At 66.4% G+C, this 20,470-nt stretch carries 14 protein-coding genes; 6 read left to right on the top strand and 8 right to left on the bottom strand.

The window, feature by feature from the left end:
* Window positions 1-22 precede the first annotated feature (22 nt).
* On the bottom strand, window positions 23-1,312 hold the full coding sequence (locus B1A87_RS04005) for a nucleotide sugar dehydrogenase (protein WP_078028011.1): 1,290 nt from the start codon (window positions 1,310-1,312) through the stop codon (window positions 23-25).
* Between the two features lie 241 nt (window positions 1,313-1,553).
* On the opposite strand from B1A87_RS04005, the gene B1A87_RS23585 reads away from it, so the two are divergent.
* Together B1A87_RS23585 and B1A87_RS23580 are read left to right on the top strand one after the other, a co-directional pair.
* A complete protein-coding gene (locus tag B1A87_RS23585) occupies window positions 1,554-3,245 on the top strand; it encodes an FHA domain-containing protein (RefSeq protein WP_260680643.1) in 1,692 nt (563 codons plus the stop codon).
* 54 nt (window positions 3,246-3,299) lie between these two features.
* Window positions 3,300-5,678 carry an FtsK/SpoIIIE domain-containing protein gene (locus B1A87_RS23580; protein WP_260680642.1) on the top strand — a complete coding sequence of 793 codons (2,379 nt, stop codon included), beginning with the start codon at window positions 3,300-3,302 and terminating at the stop codon, window positions 5,676-5,678.
* Window positions 5,679-5,747: 69 nt separating this feature from the next.
* On the opposite strand, the gene B1A87_RS03995 is transcribed toward B1A87_RS23580, so the two are convergent.
* Complete coding sequence (locus B1A87_RS03995) at window positions 5,748-6,245, bottom strand: hypothetical protein (protein ID WP_078028013.1); 498 nt, start codon at window positions 6,243-6,245, stop codon at window positions 5,748-5,750.
* Window positions 6,246-6,490: 245 nt separating this feature from the next.
* On the opposite strand from B1A87_RS03995, the gene B1A87_RS03990 reads away from it, so the two are divergent.
* Window positions 6,491-6,739, top strand: coding sequence for a WhiB family transcriptional regulator (locus tag B1A87_RS03990; RefSeq protein WP_003804966.1), 249 nt, complete (start codon window positions 6,491-6,493; stop codon window positions 6,737-6,739).
* A 90-nt stretch (window positions 6,740-6,829) separates the two neighbouring features.
* Here the strand turns inward: B1A87_RS03990 and B1A87_RS03985 are convergent, their stop codons facing one another.
* The 4 genes from B1A87_RS03985 to B1A87_RS03970 are packed head-to-tail and all read right to left on the bottom strand — an operon-like array spanning window position 6,830 to window position 15,242.
* Entirely contained in the window at window positions 6,830-8,299 is a 1,470-nt protein-coding gene (locus tag B1A87_RS03985; protein ID WP_078028014.1) for a sensor histidine kinase, read from the bottom strand.
* A 32-nt stretch (window positions 8,300-8,331) separates the two neighbouring features.
* On the bottom strand, window positions 8,332-13,185 hold the full coding sequence (locus B1A87_RS03980; RefSeq protein ID WP_078028015.1) for an NAD-glutamate dehydrogenase: 4,854 nt from the start codon (window positions 13,183-13,185) through the stop codon (window positions 8,332-8,334).
* A gap of 57 nt (window positions 13,186-13,242) precedes the next feature.
* Complete coding sequence (locus tag B1A87_RS03975; RefSeq protein ID WP_078028016.1) at window positions 13,243-14,601, bottom strand: chromosome partitioning protein; 1,359 nt, start codon at window positions 14,599-14,601, stop codon at window positions 13,243-13,245.
* Window positions 14,598-15,242 carry an SAF domain-containing protein gene (locus tag B1A87_RS03970; protein WP_078028017.1) on the bottom strand — a complete coding sequence of 215 codons (645 nt, stop codon included), beginning with the start codon at window positions 15,240-15,242 and terminating at the stop codon, window positions 14,598-14,600. Before B1A87_RS03970 ends, B1A87_RS03975 begins: the two co-directional genes overlap by 4 nt.
* Window positions 15,243-15,396: 154 nt before the next feature.
* On the opposite strand from B1A87_RS03970, the gene B1A87_RS03965 reads away from it, so the two are divergent.
* Window positions 15,397-15,612 carry a helix-turn-helix domain-containing protein gene (locus tag B1A87_RS03965; RefSeq protein WP_043419585.1) on the top strand — a complete coding sequence of 72 codons (216 nt, stop codon included), beginning with the start codon at window positions 15,397-15,399 and terminating at the stop codon, window positions 15,610-15,612.
* Between the two features lie 15 nt (window positions 15,613-15,627).
* On the opposite strand, the gene B1A87_RS03960 is transcribed toward B1A87_RS03965, so the two are convergent.
* Complete coding sequence (locus tag B1A87_RS03960) at window positions 15,628-16,191, bottom strand: hypothetical protein (RefSeq protein ID WP_078028018.1); 564 nt, start codon at window positions 16,189-16,191, stop codon at window positions 15,628-15,630.
* Between the two features lie 150 nt (window positions 16,192-16,341).
* Here B1A87_RS03960 and B1A87_RS03955 point away from each other — a divergent pair, with 150 nt between their 5' ends.
* Together B1A87_RS03955 and B1A87_RS03950 are read left to right on the top strand one after the other, a co-directional pair.
* Window positions 16,342-17,145: a LysM peptidoglycan-binding domain-containing protein gene (locus B1A87_RS03955; RefSeq protein ID WP_139362786.1), complete on the top strand. Its 804-nt coding sequence runs from the start codon at window positions 16,342-16,344 to the stop codon at window positions 17,143-17,145.
* A gap of 68 nt (window positions 17,146-17,213) precedes the next feature.
* Entirely contained in the window at window positions 17,214-17,642 is a 429-nt protein-coding gene (locus tag B1A87_RS03950) for an Rv3235 family protein (RefSeq protein ID WP_078028019.1), read from the top strand.
* 74 nt (window positions 17,643-17,716) lie between these two features.
* On the opposite strand, the gene secA is transcribed toward B1A87_RS03950, so the two are convergent.
* Window positions 17,717-20,449 (bottom strand): preprotein translocase subunit SecA, encoded by a 2,733-nt coding sequence (gene secA, locus B1A87_RS03945; protein ID WP_078028020.1) that lies wholly within the window; start codon window positions 20,447-20,449, stop codon window positions 17,717-17,719.
* Window positions 20,450-20,470: the final 21 nt, after the last annotated feature.

Genomic DNA, 20,470 nt, shown 5'->3' with positions numbered 1-20,470 from the left:
GGGCTGCGGCAGCAAGGCGGTGTCAGGCCTTGCCAATGACGCGGTAGGTGATCCCGTCCCACCGGTCAGCTGAGCTCACGCGACGGCCGTCAATAAACGCTTTGATGCCCGGCAGGTCAGCGGGCGACAATTCCCTGTACTCGGCGTGGTCGGCCTGGACGACGGCCGCATCAACGGGCTCGCCAAGGTGGTAGGCCGCGAACCCGAGCTTGTCCAGTTCCGCGTCCGTGTACAGCGGGTCGTGAACCGACACCTCGGCACCGCGCTTTTCCAGCGACGTCACGGCGTCAAAGACGCCGGAGAACGCTGTCTCCTTCACGCCGCCGCGGTACGCCGCACCCAGCACGACCACGCGGGCGCCGGTGAGGTCACCGTACGCGCCTTCGAGGAGTCCCACCGTGTAGTCCGGCATGTCGGCGTTGGCAGCGCGGGCGGCGCGGACGACGGTCGCTTCGGGGTCATTCCAGAGGTAGAGGCGCGGGTACACGGGGATGCAGTGGCCGCCGACGGCGATGCCCGGCTGGTGGATGTGGCTGTAGGGCTGGGAATTGGAGGCTTCGATGACCTGGTAGATGTCGATGCCGGCCGTGGCAGCGAACCGCGCGAACTGGTTCGCCAGCCCGATGTTGACGTCCCGGTACGTGGTCTCGGCCAGCTTGGCCAGCTCGGACGCCTCCGCGGAGCCCAGGTCCCAGACTCCGTTCGGCCTGCGGAGGTCGGCACGCTCGTCGAAGTCCAGCACGGATTCATAGAACTCAACGGCCTTCGCCGCACCCGCTTCGGACAGGCCGCCGACGAGCTTGGGGTACTTGCGCAGATCCTCGAACACGCGGCCGGTCAGGACGCGTTCCGGGGAAAAGACGAGGTGGAAATCCCGGCCCTCGACCAGCCCGGAGCCGGCCTCGAGGGCAGGCTTCCAGCGGGTGCGGGTGGTTCCGACCGGCAGGGTTGTCTCATAGGACACGAGGGTTCCGGGCGTCAGGTGCTTGGCCAGTTCAGCCGTGGCACCGTCCATCCAGCCAAAGTCAGGCTTCGCGTCGGCGTCAACGAACAGCGGCACAACGAGCACGACGGCGTCCGCGCCGGGCACGGCGTCGGCGTAATCCGTGGTGGCGCGGAGTTTTCCTGCCGGCACGAGCTCCGAGAGCTTCTCCTGCAGGTGGGCTTCACCGGGGAACGGCTCCGTGCCGGCGTTGATGAGCTCCACTACCTGCTGGTTGACGTCGACGCCGACAACGTCATGGCCCTTGGAAGCAAACTGGACAGCCAGCGGCAGCCCGATTTTCCCCAACGCAATTACAGCAATCTTCACGATTCTGGTGCCTTTTCTCTCATGACTGGCAGGCGGCAGCCACGCCGCCGCACCCGGTTTTGCTTAACACTATCCGCTGTCCAGTCCTTCCGCCGACTCCGCTACTCCCCGTCGCCAGGGCCCGCTGGCTGCAGCGAGGTGCTCCGCACGGTTATCCACATAGCCGGATCCAGGCGCGCCGTCCCGGCAGCGGCGGCGTTAGCGTGGGGCACAAGTTGGCCGAAGAACGGAGGACCACGCGGTGACCCTGCACTGCACCTTGGTCCGCGGCCCGGCGGCGGAGCGCTCCGACGCGGCCGTGGAACTGACCGTCCGCGTACGGCCCGGCTGCCCGGGCGCCGAACTTGACCGCGCTGTGGCGCACGCCTTCGGAACGCGGGATCTGACGGTGAATGGCCTGCCGCTCGGCACCATGACGGTCGGTGAGGTCCCCCTCGTCAACGGGGCGGTCCTCGTCGACGGCGGCCAGAGGCGGGCGAGGCCGAGGCCCTGGCCAGGGTCGGACGCTTCCCCTGCACTGTTGCTGGCCGTGCACAGCGGCCCGGCTGCAGGAATGATTCTGCCCTTGCGCCGCGGGAGCTACCAGATCGGACGCACCAACGCGGAGGTGACGATCCCGGATCCGGATCTGTCAAGGGAGCACGCCAGGATCGACGTTTCGGACACGGCCATGACCCTCCTGGACCTTGACAGCGTCAACGGGACGGAGGTGGATGGCAAGCGCGTCAGGAACGCCGTCATTTCCACCGACTCGCTCATCCGGTGCGGAAACTCGACCCTGTCAGTCCTGGTTGCACGGCCGCCGGGTTCACCGGGCTCGCATCTGGGCTCCGCCGGACTGTCGGTGGCGGAACCCCTGAAGGTACCGCGCGCAACTGAGCAGAGCAGCCGGGCCGCACTCCTCCTCGCCGCCGGGTTGCCCGTCGCCCTCGGGCTGGGGCTGGCGCTGGCGACCGGGATGTGGATGTTCCTGGCGTTCACCGCCATATCGGCCGTGACGGTTATGGTCCCGGTCGTCGCGGGCAGGCGGCGGCGCCGCGAATTGCGGTCGGCAATTTCGGCGGCAGCGGCAGAAGACACGGAACGACGACGGCGGTCCGCGCCGTCCGCCGCGGAGCTGGCCCTGTACTCGCCCGGTGCGGAGGAACCGGCAGGCGCCGAACGGGCAGCCTCCGGCGTCTGGCTCCGGCTGGGAACGGCAGACCAACCGGCGAACATCCGGTTTGAGCCAGAGGACCCGGACTTCCAGCTGCCGTGCCTCGGAGCCGTGCCGCTACTTCTGGATCCCGAGGTTCCACTGGTCACCGTTCGGGGACCGGAAGCTGAAGCGCAGGGGATGATGCGCTCCTTCCTCATGCAGCTCACCGGATATCCGCGGGCCAGCGGGACCCGGATTGTGGTTCACGGCCCGCCCGGCCTGGTGCCGCTGACGGCGCGGTACCTGCCCGCTGTCACCCTGCACGCGGCAGCAGGGATCACCGCGGCGGTCCTGGCGGTGGATTCCGCAGCGGCCGGCCCTCCGGGTGTATTCCTGATCGCCGGCAGCCGGACGACCAGCAGTGCAGATGCCGGACTCATCGAGAGCGCGCGCCGCCATGGCTGGCGGGTGGTTCACTTCGCCGACCGCCCTGTGCTGCCGGCGGACACCGATATTGAACTCGGCGAGCGCAGGGCCTTGTTCCGCTCCCCCGGATCAACGCGGCGGTTCGTTCCCGATCTTGTGCCGCTCAATGTCTTCGACCGCTACTGCCGGCAATCCGGCCATGCCCTGGGAGGTGCCCCGCGAAGCGGCGCGACCTTGCCGGCCGCCTGTCCGCTCACCGACATCCTCGACATGTCGGAGGCCGGAACGGCCCGGCGCTGGGCGAGCGGCAGGCTGATGCCTGTCTCTTATACACATCTAGATGTGTCCCCATCGGTCGCATGTGTATAAGAGACAGGCGCCGGCGGCGTCCGCATCCTGGATCTGGAGGCTGACGGTCCGCATGTGCTCATCGCGGGCACCACCGGATCCGGGAAGTCGGAGCTGCTCCGTACGCTCGCCGCCGCGTTGGCCCTGAGTTTCCCGCCGGACCGCGTGAACGTCCTATTCTTCGACTTCAAGGGCGGGTCCGGGCTGGGCCCGTTGACGGCCCTGCCCCACTGTGTGGGCATGCTCACGGACCTCACCAGGAGCGAACTCGATCGCACATTGGTGTCGTTGCGTGCCGAGGTCCGCCGCCGGGAACAAGCGCTGGCCGCGGCCGCTGCCCCCGACCTGGCGGCCTATCGATTGTCCAAAGCGGCCGACGAGCACCCCCTCCCCCAGCTGATCCTCATCATCGACGAGTTCCGGATTCTCGTGGAGGATGCGCCGCTGTCCCTGAGCGAGTTGATGAGGATCGCCGCCATCGGCCGGTCACTGGGGATTCATCTGGTCATGGCTACCCAGCGGCCGCAGGGCGCGCTCACGGCTGACATCCGTGCCAACGTCACAACCAGCATCGCCCTCCGCGTACAGTCCGCCCATGAGTCTGCCGACGTCATAGGAACCAACGCCGCCGCCGGTATTGCTGTTGAAACGCCCGGCCGGGCCTTTCTTGCGCGCGCAACCGAAGCACCGGAGGAGTTTCAGTCGGCCAGTCTCTCAGCCGGGCTCCCCGATGGGAGTGATTGCGATGTCGCCGTGCTGCTGACCAGCGAGGCGCTGGAGATGCCCTCCTCCGCGGCTGCCGGCGACGGGAATGCGGCACCGCCGCAGGCACCGGCCGCTGCAGTGGCGCCGATAGCGGCGGTGACCCGTTCGCTGTGGGAAACGTTGGGCGGGGCAGCCGTGCGCAGCCCCGTGGCTATGCCGCTGCCTGACGTGCTGCCCTGTCCGCCACGGGCACCGGCCCGGACTCCGGGCGCGGGGCCCGGCGGTCATCGGCCGGATGCCCCGGACACTCGGGATGACCGCTGGTGCCTGGAGCTGGGCTGGCTGGACCTGCCTGAAGAACAGCGACTTGCCGGCCTCAACTGGCGTCCCCGCAGCGACGGACACCTGGCCCTGATCGGCGGCAGCTGCGCTGATCCCGGCGACGCACTGTCCCTCACATTGGATCAGCTCCTGACGCACCCAACGGAGTCGCACCTGTATGTCCTCGATGCCGACGGTTCTTTCGCCGCGCTGGCGTCCTCGTGCCGTGCCGGCGCGGTGGTCAACCTCCATGATTTGCGCCGTGGCGTGCGCGTTCTGGAACGGCTGAGCGACGAAGTGTCACGGCGGCTGAGCCGGTCGGCGGCCACACCGGCGGTTCCCTTGGTGCTGGCCATTTCGGGCTGGGGTTCGTGGGTTTCCGCCTTGCGGGCGGGCCCGCTGATCTGGGCTGAGGATCTGGTTCACGGCCTGGTCCGGGACGGGCAGGGCGCCGGCGTTGCCGTCATCGTTTCAGGGGACCGTGAGCTCGTGACCGCACGCTTCTTTTCCGCCGTCTCCAACCGGATCTACTTTCCGAGGGGCGCCAGCGAAGAGAGCAGGCTGGCGTGGCCGCGGATGCCTGACATTCCGGCGGTGCCCGGCCGTGCCGTCGCGGTCGGTGCGCTCGCAGGGAACCGGCAGGGCGTCTGCCAGCTCTACACCCGGGATGGCCCGCCCGGCCAAGAGGCCCCGCCGCAGGAGTCCCCCCGCACGAGGCCCTTCAGGGTGGAGCCCCTCCCCTTGCAAGTTTCGCTGGCCGGACTGCTCGCCCGGATCGGCGGGCCGGAGGGAATTTCCGCTCCGGACCGGCCTGACGCGAGAACATCGGGGCGGGCGCGAAACCTGAAACTGTGTGTCGGCGTGGGCGGGGACGAGCTGGCTCCCGCCTTCGTACGCGTTCCGTGCGGCGGCGTCCTTGCCGTCCTGGGTGCGGCCGGTTCGGGGAAGTCTTCATTCCTGCGTGCGGTCCAGGCCCTCAATCCGGGGACGGCGGGCTGGGTCCTCCCGGCCCCGGAGGTGGACCCGGCCGACTTCTGGGCGGAGACCCGCGCCGCGGCCGCCAAGGGCCTCCTCGCCCGGGATGCGGTACTGCTCGTGGACGACGCGGATCTGCTGCCCGCCGCCGCCCACCAGCTGTTGCTGGAGCTGAACGCTTTGGGCCGGACGGTCATCATGGCTGCCGGCTTCGGCCCGGCCCTTGTGCAGCGCGTCCCGCTAGCCTTGGCCGCCCGCAATTGCGGCAGCGGCATCCTGATTGGGCCGCGCAGTCCCATGGACGGCGACCTTTTCGGGCTGAGGTACGAGCTGGAACCGGACCCTCCGCCGGGCCGCGCCCTCCTCCTCGCGGACGGCAGGGCAATGGCGGTCCAGCTTGCCGCGAGCCGTCCCGAGGACGTGTCCGCCGGAGAGCCGTTGGCGGGCGGTTAAGGCAAAGCTGCATCAGCCGGGACTCATCGCCGGCGCCGTCGCCGTACCGGCCCTTGTGCCTGCCCGGGCTCAAAGCGCGGGAGGCGCACCTGCGGGACGGGAGGCGAAGCGGACCACGCGCTTGTCGAAGAGGAGCACAATGGCGGCCGCCGCCGGGATGAGCATCGCGGCCCCTGCCACCGGGTAACCACCCGTCAGAGTGGGGAAGCCGACGGTCAGCACGAACAGTTGCGCCACCAGTGCACCAGCCCTGGGCCAGCGGAAGCCGCGGAACAGAAACACCGCAACGGCACACAGCCAGGAAGCGAATGCCAAAAGCAGGGCAAGCGTAAACACGGCTCCCCAGAAGGACAGGACCGGCGCTCCGGCCACGAGCTGAAAACCGTACCAGGCGGCGGCTACCAACAGCGCCGCGGCTTCGGCTGCGATAATCGCCGCAATTAGCGCGACTGCCCTCGGCCTTTCCCCGGCAGTCGCGGGCCGCTCCGGCCCGCTTTCGCGGTCGGAAAAGCCGCTGCCTTCGGGCTCGGGGGACGGTTCGGGGGGGCCTGCTGGGGGTCTTGACACACTGGCACCCTACCCGACATAGTCAACTGACGGTGGGGGCAGCCCTCCGGCGTATTGCAGGTGTGATGCATCGCTCACGCTTCCGGGGGATTTCGTGCACCAGTACCCCTTGTTTACACAGCGTTAACATGAAACGCTTGATCCAGATGACCAAGGGGGCCCTCAGGGCCCCTTTCCTATGTAGGCCCTAGTGAATATTTTCACAAGTGGCAAATGACTTCCCAGGAATGGAGTGACTGATCAGCATGGATTGGCGTAATCGCGCAGCCTGTCTCGACAAGGACCCGGAGCTTTTCTTTCCGGTCGGCAACACCGGGCCGGCGCTTCTCCAGATTGAGGAGGCCAAGAGCGTTTGCCGCAGGTGCCCCGTCGTGGACACTTGCTTGCAGTGGGCGTTGGAGTCGGGCCAGGATGCCGGTGTCTGGGGCGGCATGAGCGAGGACGAGCGCCGTGCGCTGAAGCGCCGCGCGGCCCGCGCCCGCCGCGCTTCCTAAGCGGCAGGTCAACACTACGGCGACGGCCGCAGACCAAAGGTCCGCGGCCGTCGCTTTTTTGTGCGCTTTACGCGCAGTGGGGCCCTCGCCTCAGCGGCTTGCGAGGCTGAGGATGATCTGGACCGCCGTCCCGCCTCCCTCACGGGCCTTCCACTGGATGGTGCCCCCCAGCTCACTGGTGACCAGAGTGCGGACAATCTGAAGCCCAAGGCCCTCGACGTGTGGCGTGTCCGGCAAACCAACGCCGTCGTCGGCCACGGTCACCGTGAGCAGTTCCTCGCCGTCTTCTCCAGCCGAGCGGTCGGCGAGGAGCCAGACCGTCCCGGTCCGGCCTTCCAGTCCGTGCTCGACGGCGTTCGTCACCAGCTCGTTGATCACGAGCGCCAGGGGCGTGGCAAAGTCACTGGGAAGCTCACCGAAAACCCCCGACCTTTGCGTCCTGACCTGCTGGGACGGCGACGCCACCTCGGCCGAAAGACGGAACTGCCGTCCGATCAACTCATCAAAGTCAACGCTCTGCGTCAGGCCCTGCGACAGCGTCTCGTGGACCAGCGCAATGGTCGCCACGCGCCGCATCGCCTGCTCGAGCCCCTGCTTCGCTTCGTCACTGACCATCCGGCGGGACTGCATCCGCAACAGAGCGGCCACGGTCTGCAGGTTGTTCTTCACGCGGTGGTGGATCTCACGGATGGTGGCATCCTTCGTGACCAGTTCCATCTCACGGCGCCTCAGCTCGGACACGTCGCGGCACAGGACCAGCGCCCCGAACCGCTGCTGCTCGTCGCGGAGCGGAATGGCGCGAAGCGACAGGCTGACGCCGCGGGATTCAATCTCGCTGCGCCACGGCATCCGGCCGGTGACGACGAGCGGCAGGGTCTCATCCACCAGGCGCCGGTCCCTGAGCAATCCTGCGGTGACTTCCGCCAGCGAACGGCCCTCCAGCGATTCGCCGTCGCCGAGGCGCCGGAACGCGGACACGCCATTCGGGCTCGCATACTGCACGATCCCCTCGGCGTCGAGGCGGATCAGGCCGTCGCCCACGCGTGGCGCCCCGCGGCGGGAACCCGTGGGTGAGGCAAAGTCGGGCCACAGGCCCAGGGTGCCCATCCGGAGCAGGTCGTAGGCGCACTGGCGGTACGTCAGCTCAAGGCGGGAGGGCATCCGCGAACTGGAGAGGTCCATGTGGGTGGTGACCACTGCCAGCGTGCGGCCATTTCTGACCATCGGCACGGCCTCGACCCGCAACGCCATATCGCTGCTCCAGTTGGTCTCGCTGGAACGCTCAATGGCGCGGCTGGCCCACGCTTTGTCGACCAGCGGCTGGAGATCGGACCGGATGCCCTCCCCGACGAAGTCGGCATGGAACACCGTATGCGTCGTGGAGGGCCGCACGTGGGCAAGCGCCACATAGCCGTGGTCCGGGTGCGGAAACCAGAGGGCGAGGTCGGCAAATGCGAGGTCGGCCACCATTTGCCAGTCGCCCACCAGGAGGTGCAGCCACTCGGCATCCCCCGGCCCGAAATCAGCATGTTCCCTGATGGGGTCCGTAAAGATTGCCACTGCACCTCCAGATTTCGACGCCGGGCCAATGCCTAGCGTCGGACGATTGACCTCAAGAGCCTCAATGCTACCGACAGCGACGCCATATCGTCGGCTTCGAGGGCATTGACCTCATCGAACATGCTCTTCGCCCGGCCCAGCTGTTCCGCGTTCAGTGCCTCCCACGCCTTGAGCCGCTCCTCGGCCGGCAGGCCTTCTGCAGTGGACTCAAGCACCGCCGTCGTCATGTCTGAAACGGTGGAGTACAGGTCGTCCCGCAGCGCGGCCCGGGCCAGCGCCTGCCAGCGGTCCTTCCGCGGCAGCGTGCTGATCCGTTCCAGCAGGGAATCCGCGTGGAAGCGGTTGAACACCGTGTAATACACGCGTGCGATCTCCTCCACCGGCTCCTTGCGGGAGTGGGTGATCTTCGCAATATCCAGGAGGACAAAGCTCTCAAACAGCTCGGCCCAGCGGTGGGCCAGGTCGTCCGGCAGGTCCCAGGACCGTGCCTTCTCAAGCCAGGCCGCCACCCGTGACCGGTCATCGCCGCGGAGGTAGTCGAGCAGCCGCGCCCGCATCGGATCCATGAGGGGCTTGAACTCGCTGACGACGTCGGCGATGGGCTGCGAGGCGCTCCCCTGGCCCAGGACCCAGCGCACCGCCCGGTCCAGCAGCCGCCGGATGTCGAGGTGAACCGTGCTCCAGTGTTCGGTGGGGAACGATGCCGGCAGGTCGTTGAGCTCGGACACCATGATGTCCAGTTCGTAGATCTCCCGCAGCGCAACAAACGCCTTGGCCACCGCGACTTCGCTGGCGGACGTTTCCTCCATGGTCCGGAACACAAACGTGATGCCGCCCATGTTGATCATGTCGTTGGCCACCACGGTGGCGATGATCTCCCGGCGCAGCGGATGGGAGTCCAGTTCGGCGTCGAACCGTTCCCGGAGCTGCTTAGGGAAGTATTCCCGAAGCGTGCGCCGGAACCAGGGGTCGTCGGCGAGGTCGCTGTCGCGCAGCGCCGTCGCCAGCTCGATCTTGGCATAGGCGGCCAGCACCGACAGCTCAGGCGATGTCAGCCCCTGTCCCTGTTCGAGGCGTTCGCGGAGGGCTGCGGTCGAAGGCAGGGCTTCAAGGTCGCGGTTGAGGTCCGCCGTCTTTTCCAGCCAGTCCATCAGCCGCTCGTAGCTGGGGCTCCAGTCGGCCACCTTCTGGCGGTCGTTGAGCAGCAGGATGTTCTGGTCGATGTTGTCCTCGAGGACGAGACGGGCCACTTCGTCGGTCATCGACGCCAGGAACCCGGGACGTTCGCCGGCATCAAGCTTGCCTGCGGCGACCATCCGGTCCACGAAGATCTTGATGTTAACCTCGTGGTCCGAGCAGTCGACGCCGGCGGAGTTGTCAATCGCGTCCGTGTTCAGGATGACGCCCTGCAGTGCCGCCTCGATGCGCCCCCGCTGGGTCATGCCAAGGTTTCCTCCTTCGCCCACCACCTTGACGCGAAGGTCACGCCCGTCAACGCGGATGGCGTCGTTGGCCTTGTCTCCCACCATGGCGTTGGTCTCGGAGCTGGCCTTGACGTAGGTGCCGATGCCTCCGTTATAGAGCAGGTCGGCCGGTGCAAGGAGGATGGCCCGCAGGAGTTCAGGCGGGCTGAGCTGGGTGGTGTCCTCCGGCAGGCCGAGGGCCGCGCGGACCTGCGGGGAGACCGGAATGGACTTGGCCTGGCGCCGGTACACACCGCCGCCTTCGCTGATCAGCCCCTTGTCGTAGTCATCCCACGACGATCGCGGCAGCTCGAACAGCCGTTGCCGTTCGGAGAAGGAACTGGCCTCGTCGGGGTTGGGATCCAGGAAAACGTGCCGGTGGTCGAACGCGGCCAGCAGCCGGATGTGCTTGGAGAGCAGCATCCCGTTCCCAAAAACGTCACCGGACATGTCGCCCACCCCGACTACCGTGAACGGCTCGGACTGCGTATCCAGGTCCAGCTCGCTGAAGTGACGCTTCACGGATTCCCAGGCGCCCCGGGCGGTGATGCCCATCGCCTTGTGGTCATACCCCACGGATCCGCCGGAGGCGAAGGCATCGCCCAGCCAGAAGCCGTATTCCGCGGCGAGCCCGTTCGCGATGTCGGAGAAGGTGGCCGTTCCCTTGTCCGCCGCGACGACCAGGTAGGAGTCGTCGTCGTCATGCCGCACGACGTCCGCAGGCGGCACCAGCCGTTCACCGTCGGCGGTGGTGACCAGGTTGTCGGTGAGGTCCAGCAGTCCGCGGATGAAGGTCTTGTAGCTTTCGATGCCCTCGGCCATCCACGCGGCCCTGTCCGCGGCGGGGTCGGGCAGCCGCTTGGCGAAGAAGCCTCCCTTGGCGCCGGTCGGAACGATGACGGCGTTCTTGACAGTCTGGGCCTTGACCAGTCCCAGGATTTCCGTCCGGAAGTCCTCGCGCCGGTCGGACCAGCGGAGACCGCCACGCGCCACCTTGCCGAAGCGCAGGTGCACACCTTCGACCCGCGTCGAGTAGACCCAGATTTCGAACTTGGGCCGGGGGAAGGGCAGGCCCTCAATGCCGGCAGGATCCAGTTTGAAGCTCACATACGGCTTGTCCTGGTAGAAATTCGTGCGGAGCGTTGATTCGATCAGGTTGGTAAACGTCCGGAGGACACGGTCCGCATCCAGCGTCGCCACCGCTTCGATCGACGACGACAGCTCAGCGCGGACTTTTTCCTGCCGTTCGGTCCGCTCCAGCTCAGTCAACGCCGGATCGAATCGTGCCGCAAAGAGGGCACTGAGCCCCCGAGTGACGTCCGGGTTGCTCAAAAGCGTGTCTGCCATGAACTCGAAGGAGTTGGTGTTACCCATCTGCCTCATGTATTTGGCGTAGGCCCGGAGGACGATGATCTGCCGCCACGCCATGCCTTCGCGCAGCACGAGCCGGTCGAAGCTGTCGGATTCAACGGCTCCCGAAACGGCTGCCCCGAACGAATCCGCCAGCAGCTGCCCGGTAGACACCGGGTCCACGCCGGCCGGGTATTTCAAGCCGAGGTCATAGAGGAAGAAGTCCCGGCGGTCGGCGGTCTCGATCTCGAAGGGACGCTCATCCAGCACTTCGAGGCCCAGGTTGTGAAAGTAGGGAAGGATCTGGCTCAGGCTCTTGGGCTCCAGCATGTAGAGCTTGACCCGGGCGTCCTCTTCGAGCGTCGCGCCGGCGCCCTCGGGCAGGTAGACGTGGACGCCGGGGCGTTCCTGTGTCGCTCCGGTCATCCGCTCGGCTGCGGCCCCGTACTTTTCAAACCGGGCGATGTCTTCGAGCGCGTCCTCAACCTCGTAGTCCACCCTGTAGCTGGCAGGGAAGGCCTCCGCCCAGATGGCAGCCAGCTCTTTATTCCCGTCGTCAGCGCGCCGGTCACGCAGGACCTCGCTGATTCCTTCGCTCCAGGAGCGGGCAGCCCGGACAAGCCGCTTCTCGAGGGCATCGGCGTTGACATGGCTGACGTCGGCACCCTTGGGCAGCCTGATCCGGAAGAAGAGACGGGCCAGCGCCGATTCCGTCATCCGCGCCTCATAGTCAATGGACTCGGCATGGAAGGTCTCGCGAAGCTCCTGCTCAATCCGGAGCCGGACATTCGTGGTGTACCGGTCACGCGGCAGGTACACGACGGCGGACATGAACCGTCCGTAAATGTCCGGGCGCAGGAAGAGCCGGGTGCGACGGCGTTCCTGCAGTCTTTGGATTCCGGTCGCCGTTGCGGCGAGGTCGGGAATCTCGATCTGGAAAAGTTCGTCGCGCGGGTAGGTCTCGAGGATTCCCAGCAGGTCCTTTCCGGAGTGCGAATCGGGCGGAAACCCGGCGCTGCGGAGAACGGCGTCGACTTTTTCGCGGACGATAGGGATGTTCTTTACCGAATCCGTGTAGGCGCTCGTGGCGAAGAGCCCGATGAACCGCTGTTCGCCGTTCACGTTCCCGGCGGCGTCAAAACTCTTCACACCCACGTAGTCGAGGTAGGCGGGCCGGTGCACGGTGGAACGGGAGTTGGCCTTCGTGATGACGAGAGCGCGCTTCTCCCGTGCCTTCCGCCGGCCTGCATCGGTGAGGTGCTGGACCTGACGGGTGTCGTCGTGCGCGCGCAGGAGCCCGAGTCCGCTGTTCTCACGGAGTTCCAGCACGTCCTCGCCGGCATCGTTTACGAGGTCGTACTCCCGGTACCCCAGGAATGTGAAATTTCCTTCGTCAAGCCACCGCAGCAGGTCCTGGGCCTGCCGGATCTCTGCGATTTGCGACGCATGGGCCACTTTGTCCAGGCCCTGTGCAATCTGCAATGCCTTATTGCGCATCTTCGGCCAGTCTTCCACCGCCGCGCGGACGTCGCCCAGGACGCGCTCCAGTCCTTCCTTCAGCTGGACCTTTGCTTCATCGCTCGCCCGGCCGATCTCGACGGCAATCCAGGACTCCATGTGGGAGGCGTTGTCACCCTGTGCAATCAGGTGCGACAGGCTGGGCAGCGCCGCCGTATCGCCGCTGGAGATCCCGATGTTCGACGGCACCCGGTCCACCTTAACCAGCTCATTGCTTTGGCGGTTGCGCGTGACCACAAACATCGGGTGGAGGACGAGGTGAATGGCCGAATTCTGCCGGACCAGCTCGGCGTTGACGGAGTCCACGAGGAACGGCATATCGTCGGTGACGATGTACACCACGCTTCGATCGGTTTCGTCGGAGATCGAGATGTTTGCCCGCCCGGGCTGGCGTATGGCCCCAACCTGCCGGTGCATGTCTGCCCGGGCAGTCAGAAGCTCACGGGGGTACGCTCGGGCGTCCTCCTCCGCGAGGTGCTCATAGTAGTCCGCAAAAAAGCCCTCTTCGGCTCCTATGGAACGGGACTGATCCTCCACACTGGACCCAGACGACATCGACAAACGCCTCCATCACAAGTTCACGGCCGCACCGTTGCAGCCCTCACCGTGAGCCTAACCCCTTAGCTTTGCCTTTGCTGTGGAAGAGAACACAGAGGATCTGCGCTTTTGCTGGACAGGTGCACAAACCAATCTGGCGATGGCGGCGCGCAGGCGCGAATCCGGCGCCACCTCCAGCAGCAGCGACCCGGAAAGGAGCGCCGCGTCGCTGGCCCCAGGATCCGACGGGAGGAAGGCCTTGATACCGGTTCCGGGCCCGTATCGGTCCCAAGCCTCACGGAGTTGCCGTTCCGGCGAGCGGCCGACCGCGGCAGCACGCACCTTGTTCATCACGACCTCCGGAGCAACGCCCGGAACTGCTGTTTCGAGCTCCGCCAGTCCCCTGACAAGCCGGGGGACGCCGACAGGATCGGCAGCTCCGACGGCGAACACGGTATCGGCCATTTCCAGGCTCCGGAGGGTGGCGGCATTCCGCCGCGGCGCCATGGTGTCGAAACTCAGTTCCTCGTCGGCTTCGAGGCAGAAGCCGGTGTCCACGACAACGACGTCGGCCACTTCCCTGGCCCGCTCCAAGACCAGCGCCAACGCGGCAGAGCGGAGCTCGGTCCAGCGGTCTGCCCGGGTAATGCCGGTCAAGACGCGGAAACTTCCCGCTGTGGCAGCAACGGGGACGGCGACGCGGAGCAGCGTCTCGCGGTCAAGGAGGCCCTGGTCCGCCAGCCGGCAGGCCTGGGCCAGGCCAGCCGCCTCGTCGAGCAGCCCCAGAACCGCAGCCACGCTGGCCCCGTAGCTGTCCGCGTCGACGAGGAGGACGGATTGTCCTGCTGCGGCAAGCTCGCCGGCGATATTCACCGCCACGAGGGTCCGTCCCGGCGAGCCGGCGGGTCCCCACACGGCCACGATCTTGCCGGTTCCGGCCGCCGACGGAACCGGCACGGCCTCGTCAGCCTCCGGGCGCAGGGCCGCACCGGTCTCTGCAAATCCGTGCTCCCGCTGCTTTCCCCCGGTGAGCCCGCTGGCCGTGAGCCCGTTACTCGCGGGCCGGCGGCCAGTGAGCCCGCTGCCCGTGAGCTGGGCAACCGCGTCGGAGATCCGTTCGGCCAACGCCGCTGAGTCGACCGTGGTAAGCGCCGATGTTACGCCGATGCCGTGCAGCCGGGCGGCTTCCTCCGGGCTGTCAGTCAAGGCGATAATGGCGACGCCCACGGCGCCGAGCCTGTCCGCGAGGGAAGCCGTCAGGTCCTCGCTCCCCTCGGCCACGACGGCTGCCCGGGCCAGTCCGCTCTGGCAGGCAGCGAGCAGCTCCGCCAACTCCGTGCACCGCCGGACCACGGTGACGGGCCCGTGGAGTCTCTCCAATCCGCCGACCACGTCCTCTTGGGCCTGGCCGACAGTCACAACCGGGATACTCACTTGGTACCGCCCCCGGGATTCCACACGACAGAAATCTTGGCTTCGTTGGCCTGCGCGCCGAGGATCGCCGGCATTTGTCCGTCGCCCACCAGGACCATGAGGACCGTGGATTTCGAGGACCCCAGTGCAGTGGAACCTGACGTGACCTGGGCGATTTCAGCACCCGGCAGGAGAAGCCGCGGCTCGGCGAATCCGTTCCTTGCATCAGGCAACGAGACCCAGACGTCGACGCGCGTGCCGGCCACCGCCTGCTCAGGCAAGGTCTCCTGAACAGTGATGGCCACCGGCTTCCGGTCCAGGGCGTCCACGCTGCCCAGGCTTTCCCGGGGCAGTAGCTGGTCCTTACCGATCCGCTGCACGGCGACCATGCCTTCAGGCATCCCTGACTCGGCCGTAAAGTAGTGCTGTTCCACGTCCCCCAGCCGGACTTTGACCCGGCTGACGTTTTCGGGGGTGAGCTTCTGACCCACGGCAATCGCCTCCCGGGCGGCCAATACTTCGGTGGTCTGATCCGCGCTGCCGACGAGCGAGATGACACCGACAACCGAGGCAAGGACCAGCAGCACGCCCACCAGGAGCCGCGGGTCCTTCCAAGAGGGCTTCTTGAGACGGGCTCCCGTGGCCGTGGCGCTGACACTCATGCGTACCGTTCCCCCCTGACGCGCCGGGCGCCCAGTTCGCGCCGGTCATGATCATTGTTACGGCATCCTTGGCCAAACCGAAAGTCACGGGGGCAAACATCATCAAACTGTGGATAACGGCATCATCAAGTGCCTCCGGTGGCAGAATGGGATCATGCCCCGTTTCCTCACCCTTGCAGATGTAGCCGAACAACTCCAGATCAATGCGCCCGCGGCCTACGCACTGGTCCGCAGCGGCGAACTGAAGGCTATCCAGGTCGGCGGCCGCGGTCAGTGGCGCGTAGAAGAGAAAATGCTCGAACAGTACATTGAAGAGCGCTATGCCGAGGCCAGCCGCATGATCCAAGAGGCCAAGTCCAAGTCAGTCTGAATCTCCGGCGGCAGGCTAGAGATCCCCGCCCCGCATCGAGCGCAGTGCGCCCAGCGCCCGGAACGGCACCGTAGCGACGTCCGTGACACCCGACGCCCGGCGCGCCTCCCCCTCATGGGTCATGGCGAGGTCAAAGAAGTCCCGCCCGACCCTGTCAATGACGCCGGTGATGCGCACGTCCCCCGCCGCCATCACGACGGTCAGTCCCGCCCTGTCGCGCGCCAGGATTCTCAGTGCACTGGCCAGGCCCAGCTTCCGGCGCACCACTGAAGACTCCCCGACGGCGAACCTGCCAATGCCCACGTAATGACCCACGGCCGCGTACGGAATCAGCACCTGGTGCGCGGGTTCGTCAATGACCAGACTTTCTGCGCCCGCGTGACTCAACGTGCCGGCAAAGACGGTGCCTGAGGCGAGGTGGACACCGATGCGCCGCCCCAGCGACCCGCGGAGCCGCTCGGCAAGTTCGACGGAAGCCAACTCAGCACGTGAACGGTCAGCCACTTCGGATTCCCGGGTCAGGACCTCGGCCTCGGCAATCTGGGCCTCAAGGTCCTCAAAAAGAGCATTCCATCGCATGGCGCCAGCGTAGGCGGGCCTTCAGGGAGGGTCAATCCGACAACGCAGCTCCGCGTCCCTAGACAACAAACACAAACGTGATGCACACTGTGCTTATTGAGATCAAACATAGTCAAACTATATCAAAATGTATTAAACGAGAGGGACGACATGACCGGCGAGCCACAGTCAGCCAGACCGATCAGGTCCGACGCCGCCCTGGCGCTGGTCATCCTGGGCCTCGGGCTGTTCCTGGCGTTTGCGGGCAGCAGGCTGCTGGAGCAATGGCAGCGTTCCGCCTCCTACAGGCGGTCCCTCGGATTCGAGGATCTCCTCGGCCTGTTGGCCAGCGCTGCCGGCCTGGCGGTGGTGTCGTGGTGGGTGCTGTCCCTGGCTGCGGCCATTGCAGCTGCTTTGCTGGAGCGCGCGGGTCGGAAGCGTGCGGCCGCCGTCACCGGAGGGTTCAGCCCCGTCTTCATGCGCAGGCTGGCCCTCGCTGCCCTGGGCCTGCAACTGATGGGGGCGCCCCTGGCCCACGCGGACGCAGCGCCCGCAGCGCCGGTGTCATCAAACAGCCGGGCCGCCGTGTCGGCCGCCTGGACGCCCACAGCCGGACCCTCCACGGCCGGCCGGAACCGGCCAGCCGAAGAACCCGATGTTTCCGGCCGCCCGCTACCCGGGGCACCGGATCTCCAGCCCCAGTGGAAGCCGCGCGCGCCGGTCACGGAGCCGCGGCTGGTGGCCGCCGTCCCGGTCAGGTCAGCCCGCCAGCTTCCGAACACCGCAGGCACGGAAGTGGCCGTGCGGGCCGGTGATTCCCTGTGGGCCATCGCTGCCCGGGCGTTGGGCCCCGCGGCGAGCGACGTCGAAATCGCCGCGCAATGGCCCCGCTGGTATGAAGCCAACCGCAACGTCATCGGCGCGGACCCGGACGTCCTGCTCCCGGGGCAGGTCCTCACGCCACCTGTCCCGTGACCCGCGGGTGGGTGATCCGTCCGTGCAACTGCCGTCCCGCCATGCCACTGCAACCAAAGGACCGAATCATGACTGCTTTAACTCCCGTCCGGAGCGCGGGCACCGCAAGGCCCCAGTTTGCCCCTTCCATCCGGGCCGCGGGGACGGAGGAAATGCGCGAAATCCACGCCATTACGAGAGCCACGGTCCAGGCCGCCATTGAGGTCCTTGCCGGCACGCGGCCGATCCATCAGCTGGCGCGCCGGCTGGACCAGCGCTGCCTGACGGCCCTGCAGCACCGTGTCTCCCTGATCCGCCACGAGGCAGCCAGGTCACCGCGCAGGCTGGGCGGCCTGCACCGGAACCCCACGGTCAGGTCGGTTCGGGCCTGTGAGGTGACACCGGACATCTACGAAGCCAGCGCGGTGGTGATCGACGAACTTCGGACACGGGCTGTCGCCGTCCGGTTGGAACGAAGCAAGCAGGTCTGGCGCGTGACCGCCCTTGAAATCGGATGAGCCGGCCCGGAAGCAGTGAGGGACCGGAGCAACTGCTCCGGTCCCTCACTTTGTTCTTACAGACGCCCTAAGTCCTAACGCTTCTTCTTCTTGGCATCACGGCGGTCCTGCGATCCGGCCTTGGCCGGGTTTCCCGAGCGCCCGGTGGACCTGCCCTCAATGCGCGTCTGGGCCCCGCCGTCTTCACCCGGCGCCGTGTACTGCAGCTGGGCCGGCTTCTCGGGAGCTTCCAGCCCGGCGGCGTGGATCTGCGGCTCGTGGTGTTCGGTGTGGCCGCCCGCGGCATCGGCAATGACCACGTCCTCGGCAGGGGTGACTTCAACCTCAAGGTTGAACAGGAACCCGACGCTCTCCTCGCGGATGGCTTCCATCATGGCCTGGAACATCGTGAAGCCCTCGCGCTGGTACTCGACCAGCGGATCGCGCTGGGCCATGGCGCGCAGGCCGATGCCCTCCTTCAGGTAGTCCATCTCATACAGGTGTTCCTGCCATTTGCGGCCGATGACGGAAAGGACAACGCGCCGCTCAAGCTCGCGCATGCTTTCGGAACCGATGGTTTCCTCGCGGGCCTGGTACATGAGCCGCGCGTCGGACAGGATCTCTTCCTTCAGGAATTCAACCGTGATCCGGGACTTTCCGCCGGCCTCATCGATGACGTCGTGCGCCGTGACGCTGACGGGATAGAGCGTCTTGAGGTTCGTCCAGAGCTGGTCGAAGTCCCAGTCGTCGCCGTTGCCCTCGGCGGTGGCGGCGTCGATCAGGGCGTTGATGGTGTCTTCGATGAAGTACTGGACCTTCTCGTGGAGGTCGTCGCCCTCAAGGATCCGACGGCGGTCGCCGTAGATTGCCTCGCGCTGGCGGTTGAGGACGTCGTCGTACTTCAGGACGTTCTTGCGCTGCTCGGCATTCCTGCCCTCGACCTGGCCCTGGGCCGACGCGATGGCACGGGAGACGAGTTTGGATTCAAGCGCCACATCGTCAGGCACGGAGCTGTTCATCAGGCGCTCCGCTGCGCCTGAGTTGAACAGCCGCATGAGGTCGTCGGTGAGTGAGAGGTAGAAGCGGGACTCGCCCGGGTCTCCCTGGCGTCCGGAGCGGCCGCGCAGCTGGTTGTCGATCCGGCGTGATTCGTGGCGCTCGGTGCCCAGGACATAGAGGCCGCCGAGATCCAGCACCTCTTCGTGCTCGTCCTTGACGGCCTGCTTGGCAGCCGCGAGGGCGGCAGGCCATGCGGCCTCGTACTCTTCGGAGTTCTCCTCCGGGTCAAGGCCGCGCTGGGCAAGCTCGGCGATGGCCGTGAACTCGGCGTTGCCGCCGAGCATGATGTCAGTACCGCGGCCGGCCATGTTGGTGGCGACGGTCACGGCTCCCTTGCGGCCAGCCTGAGCCACGATGGCGGCCTCACGGGCGTGGTTCTTGGCGTTGAGGACCTCGTGGCGGATGCCTTCCTTGGCGAGCAGCCGTGAGAGGTATTCGCTCTTCTCGACGCTCGTGGTGCCCACCAGGACGGGCTGGCCCTTTTCGTGGCGCTCAGCGATGTCCCGGACGACGGCGTCGAACTTGACGGCTTCGTTCTTGTAGACGAGGTCAGACTGGTCGATCCGCTGCATGTCCCGGTTGGTCGGGATGGCGACGACGCCCAGCTTGTAGGTGCTCATGAATTCCGCGGCTTCTGTTTCCGCGGTGCCGGTCATGCCGGAGAGTTTGCCGTACATGCGGAAGTAGTTCTGCAGCGTCACCGTGGCGAGGGTCTGGTTCTCGGCCTTGATTTCGACGCCTTCTTTGGCTTCGATCGCCTGGTGCATGCCCTCGTTGTAGCGGCGGCCGGCGAGAATACGGCCGGTGTGCTCGTCGACGATGAGCACTTCGCCGTCCAGGATGACGTAGTCCTTGTCCCGCTTGAACAGTTCCTTGGCCTTAATGGCGTTGTTGAGGAAACCGATCAGCGGCGTGTTGGCGGATTCGTAGAGATTCTGGATGCCCAGGTAGTCCTCGACCTTTTCGATCCCGCTTTCGAGGACGCCGACTGTGCGCTTCTTTTCGTCGACTTCGTAGTCGTGGTCCGGCTGCAGGCGGAGCACGACCTTCGCGAACTCGCTGTACCAGCGGTTGGTGTCACCCTGGGCGGGGCCGGAGATGATCAGCGGGGTCCGGGCCTCGTCGATCAGGATGGAGTCGACTTCATCCACGATCGCAAAGTGGTGTCCGCGCTGGACGAGCTCGGACTGGTCCCAGGCCATGTTGTCGCGCAGGTAGTCGAAGCCGAATTCGTTGTTGGTGCCGTACGTGATGTCGGCGGCGTACTGCTCCCGGCGGACCGACGGGTCCTGGTTGGAAAGGATGCAGCCGCTGCTGAGGCCGAGGAACCGGTAGACGCGGCCCATCAGTTCCGACTGGTATTCGGCCAGGTAGTCATTCACGGTGACAACGTGAACGCCGTTGCCGGCCAGGGCGTTGAGATAGGCCGGAGCGGTGGCCACAAGCGTCTTGCCTTCACCGGTTTTCATCTCCGCGATGTTGCCGAGGTGAAGCGCCGCACCGCCCATGAGCTGTACGTCAAAGTGGCGCATGCCCAAGGTGCGGGAGGACGCTTCCCGGACAGCGGCAAAGGCCTCGGGAAGGAGATCGTCGAGCGTTTCACCGTCCTGGTGGCGGGCCCGGAGCCGGTCCGTTTCTTCACGCAGCTCAGCATCGGTGAAAGTTTTGAATGAGTCTTCAAGGGCGTTAATGGAATCGGCATAGTTCCGCAGTTGCCTCAGGGTTTTCTTGTCACCCGTGCGGAGAAGTTTTTCGATTAGTGATGCCACGTGAAGTTGCTCCCAGTCTCA

Origin of the sequence: Arthrobacter sp. KBS0703 (assembly GCF_002008315.2) — a bacterium.
Lineage (GTDB): Bacteria > Actinomycetota > Actinomycetes > Actinomycetales > Micrococcaceae > Arthrobacter.
The sequence above is the reverse complement of the archived record's forward strand: the minus strand, read 5'-3'. Positions and strand labels throughout refer to the sequence as shown.

Bases quoted from the DNA above. Each gene is read 5' to 3' on its own strand.
- B1A87_RS03950 (WP_078028019.1), top strand. From the start codon at position 17,214: ATGACTGCTTTAACTCCCGTCCGGAGCGCGGGCACCGCAAGGCCCCAG.
- B1A87_RS03990 (WP_003804966.1), top strand. From the start codon at position 6,491: ATGGATTGGCGTAATCGCGCAGCCTGTCTCGACAAGGACCCGGAGCTT.
- B1A87_RS03970 (WP_078028017.1), bottom strand. From the start codon at position 15,242: ATGAGTGTCAGCGCCACGGCCACGGGAGCCCGTCTCAAGAAGCCCTCT.
- B1A87_RS03955 (WP_139362786.1), top strand. From the start codon at position 16,342: ATGACCGGCGAGCCACAGTCAGCCAGACCGATCAGGTCCGACGCCGCC.
- B1A87_RS03980 (WP_078028015.1), bottom strand. From the start codon at position 13,185: ATGTCGTCTGGGTCCAGTGTGGAGGATCAGTCCCGTTCCATAGGAGCC.
- B1A87_RS03965 (WP_043419585.1), top strand. From the start codon at position 15,397: ATGCCCCGTTTCCTCACCCTTGCAGATGTAGCCGAACAACTCCAGATC.
- B1A87_RS03960 (WP_078028018.1), bottom strand. From the start codon at position 16,191: ATGCGATGGAATGCTCTTTTTGAGGACCTTGAGGCCCAGATTGCCGAG.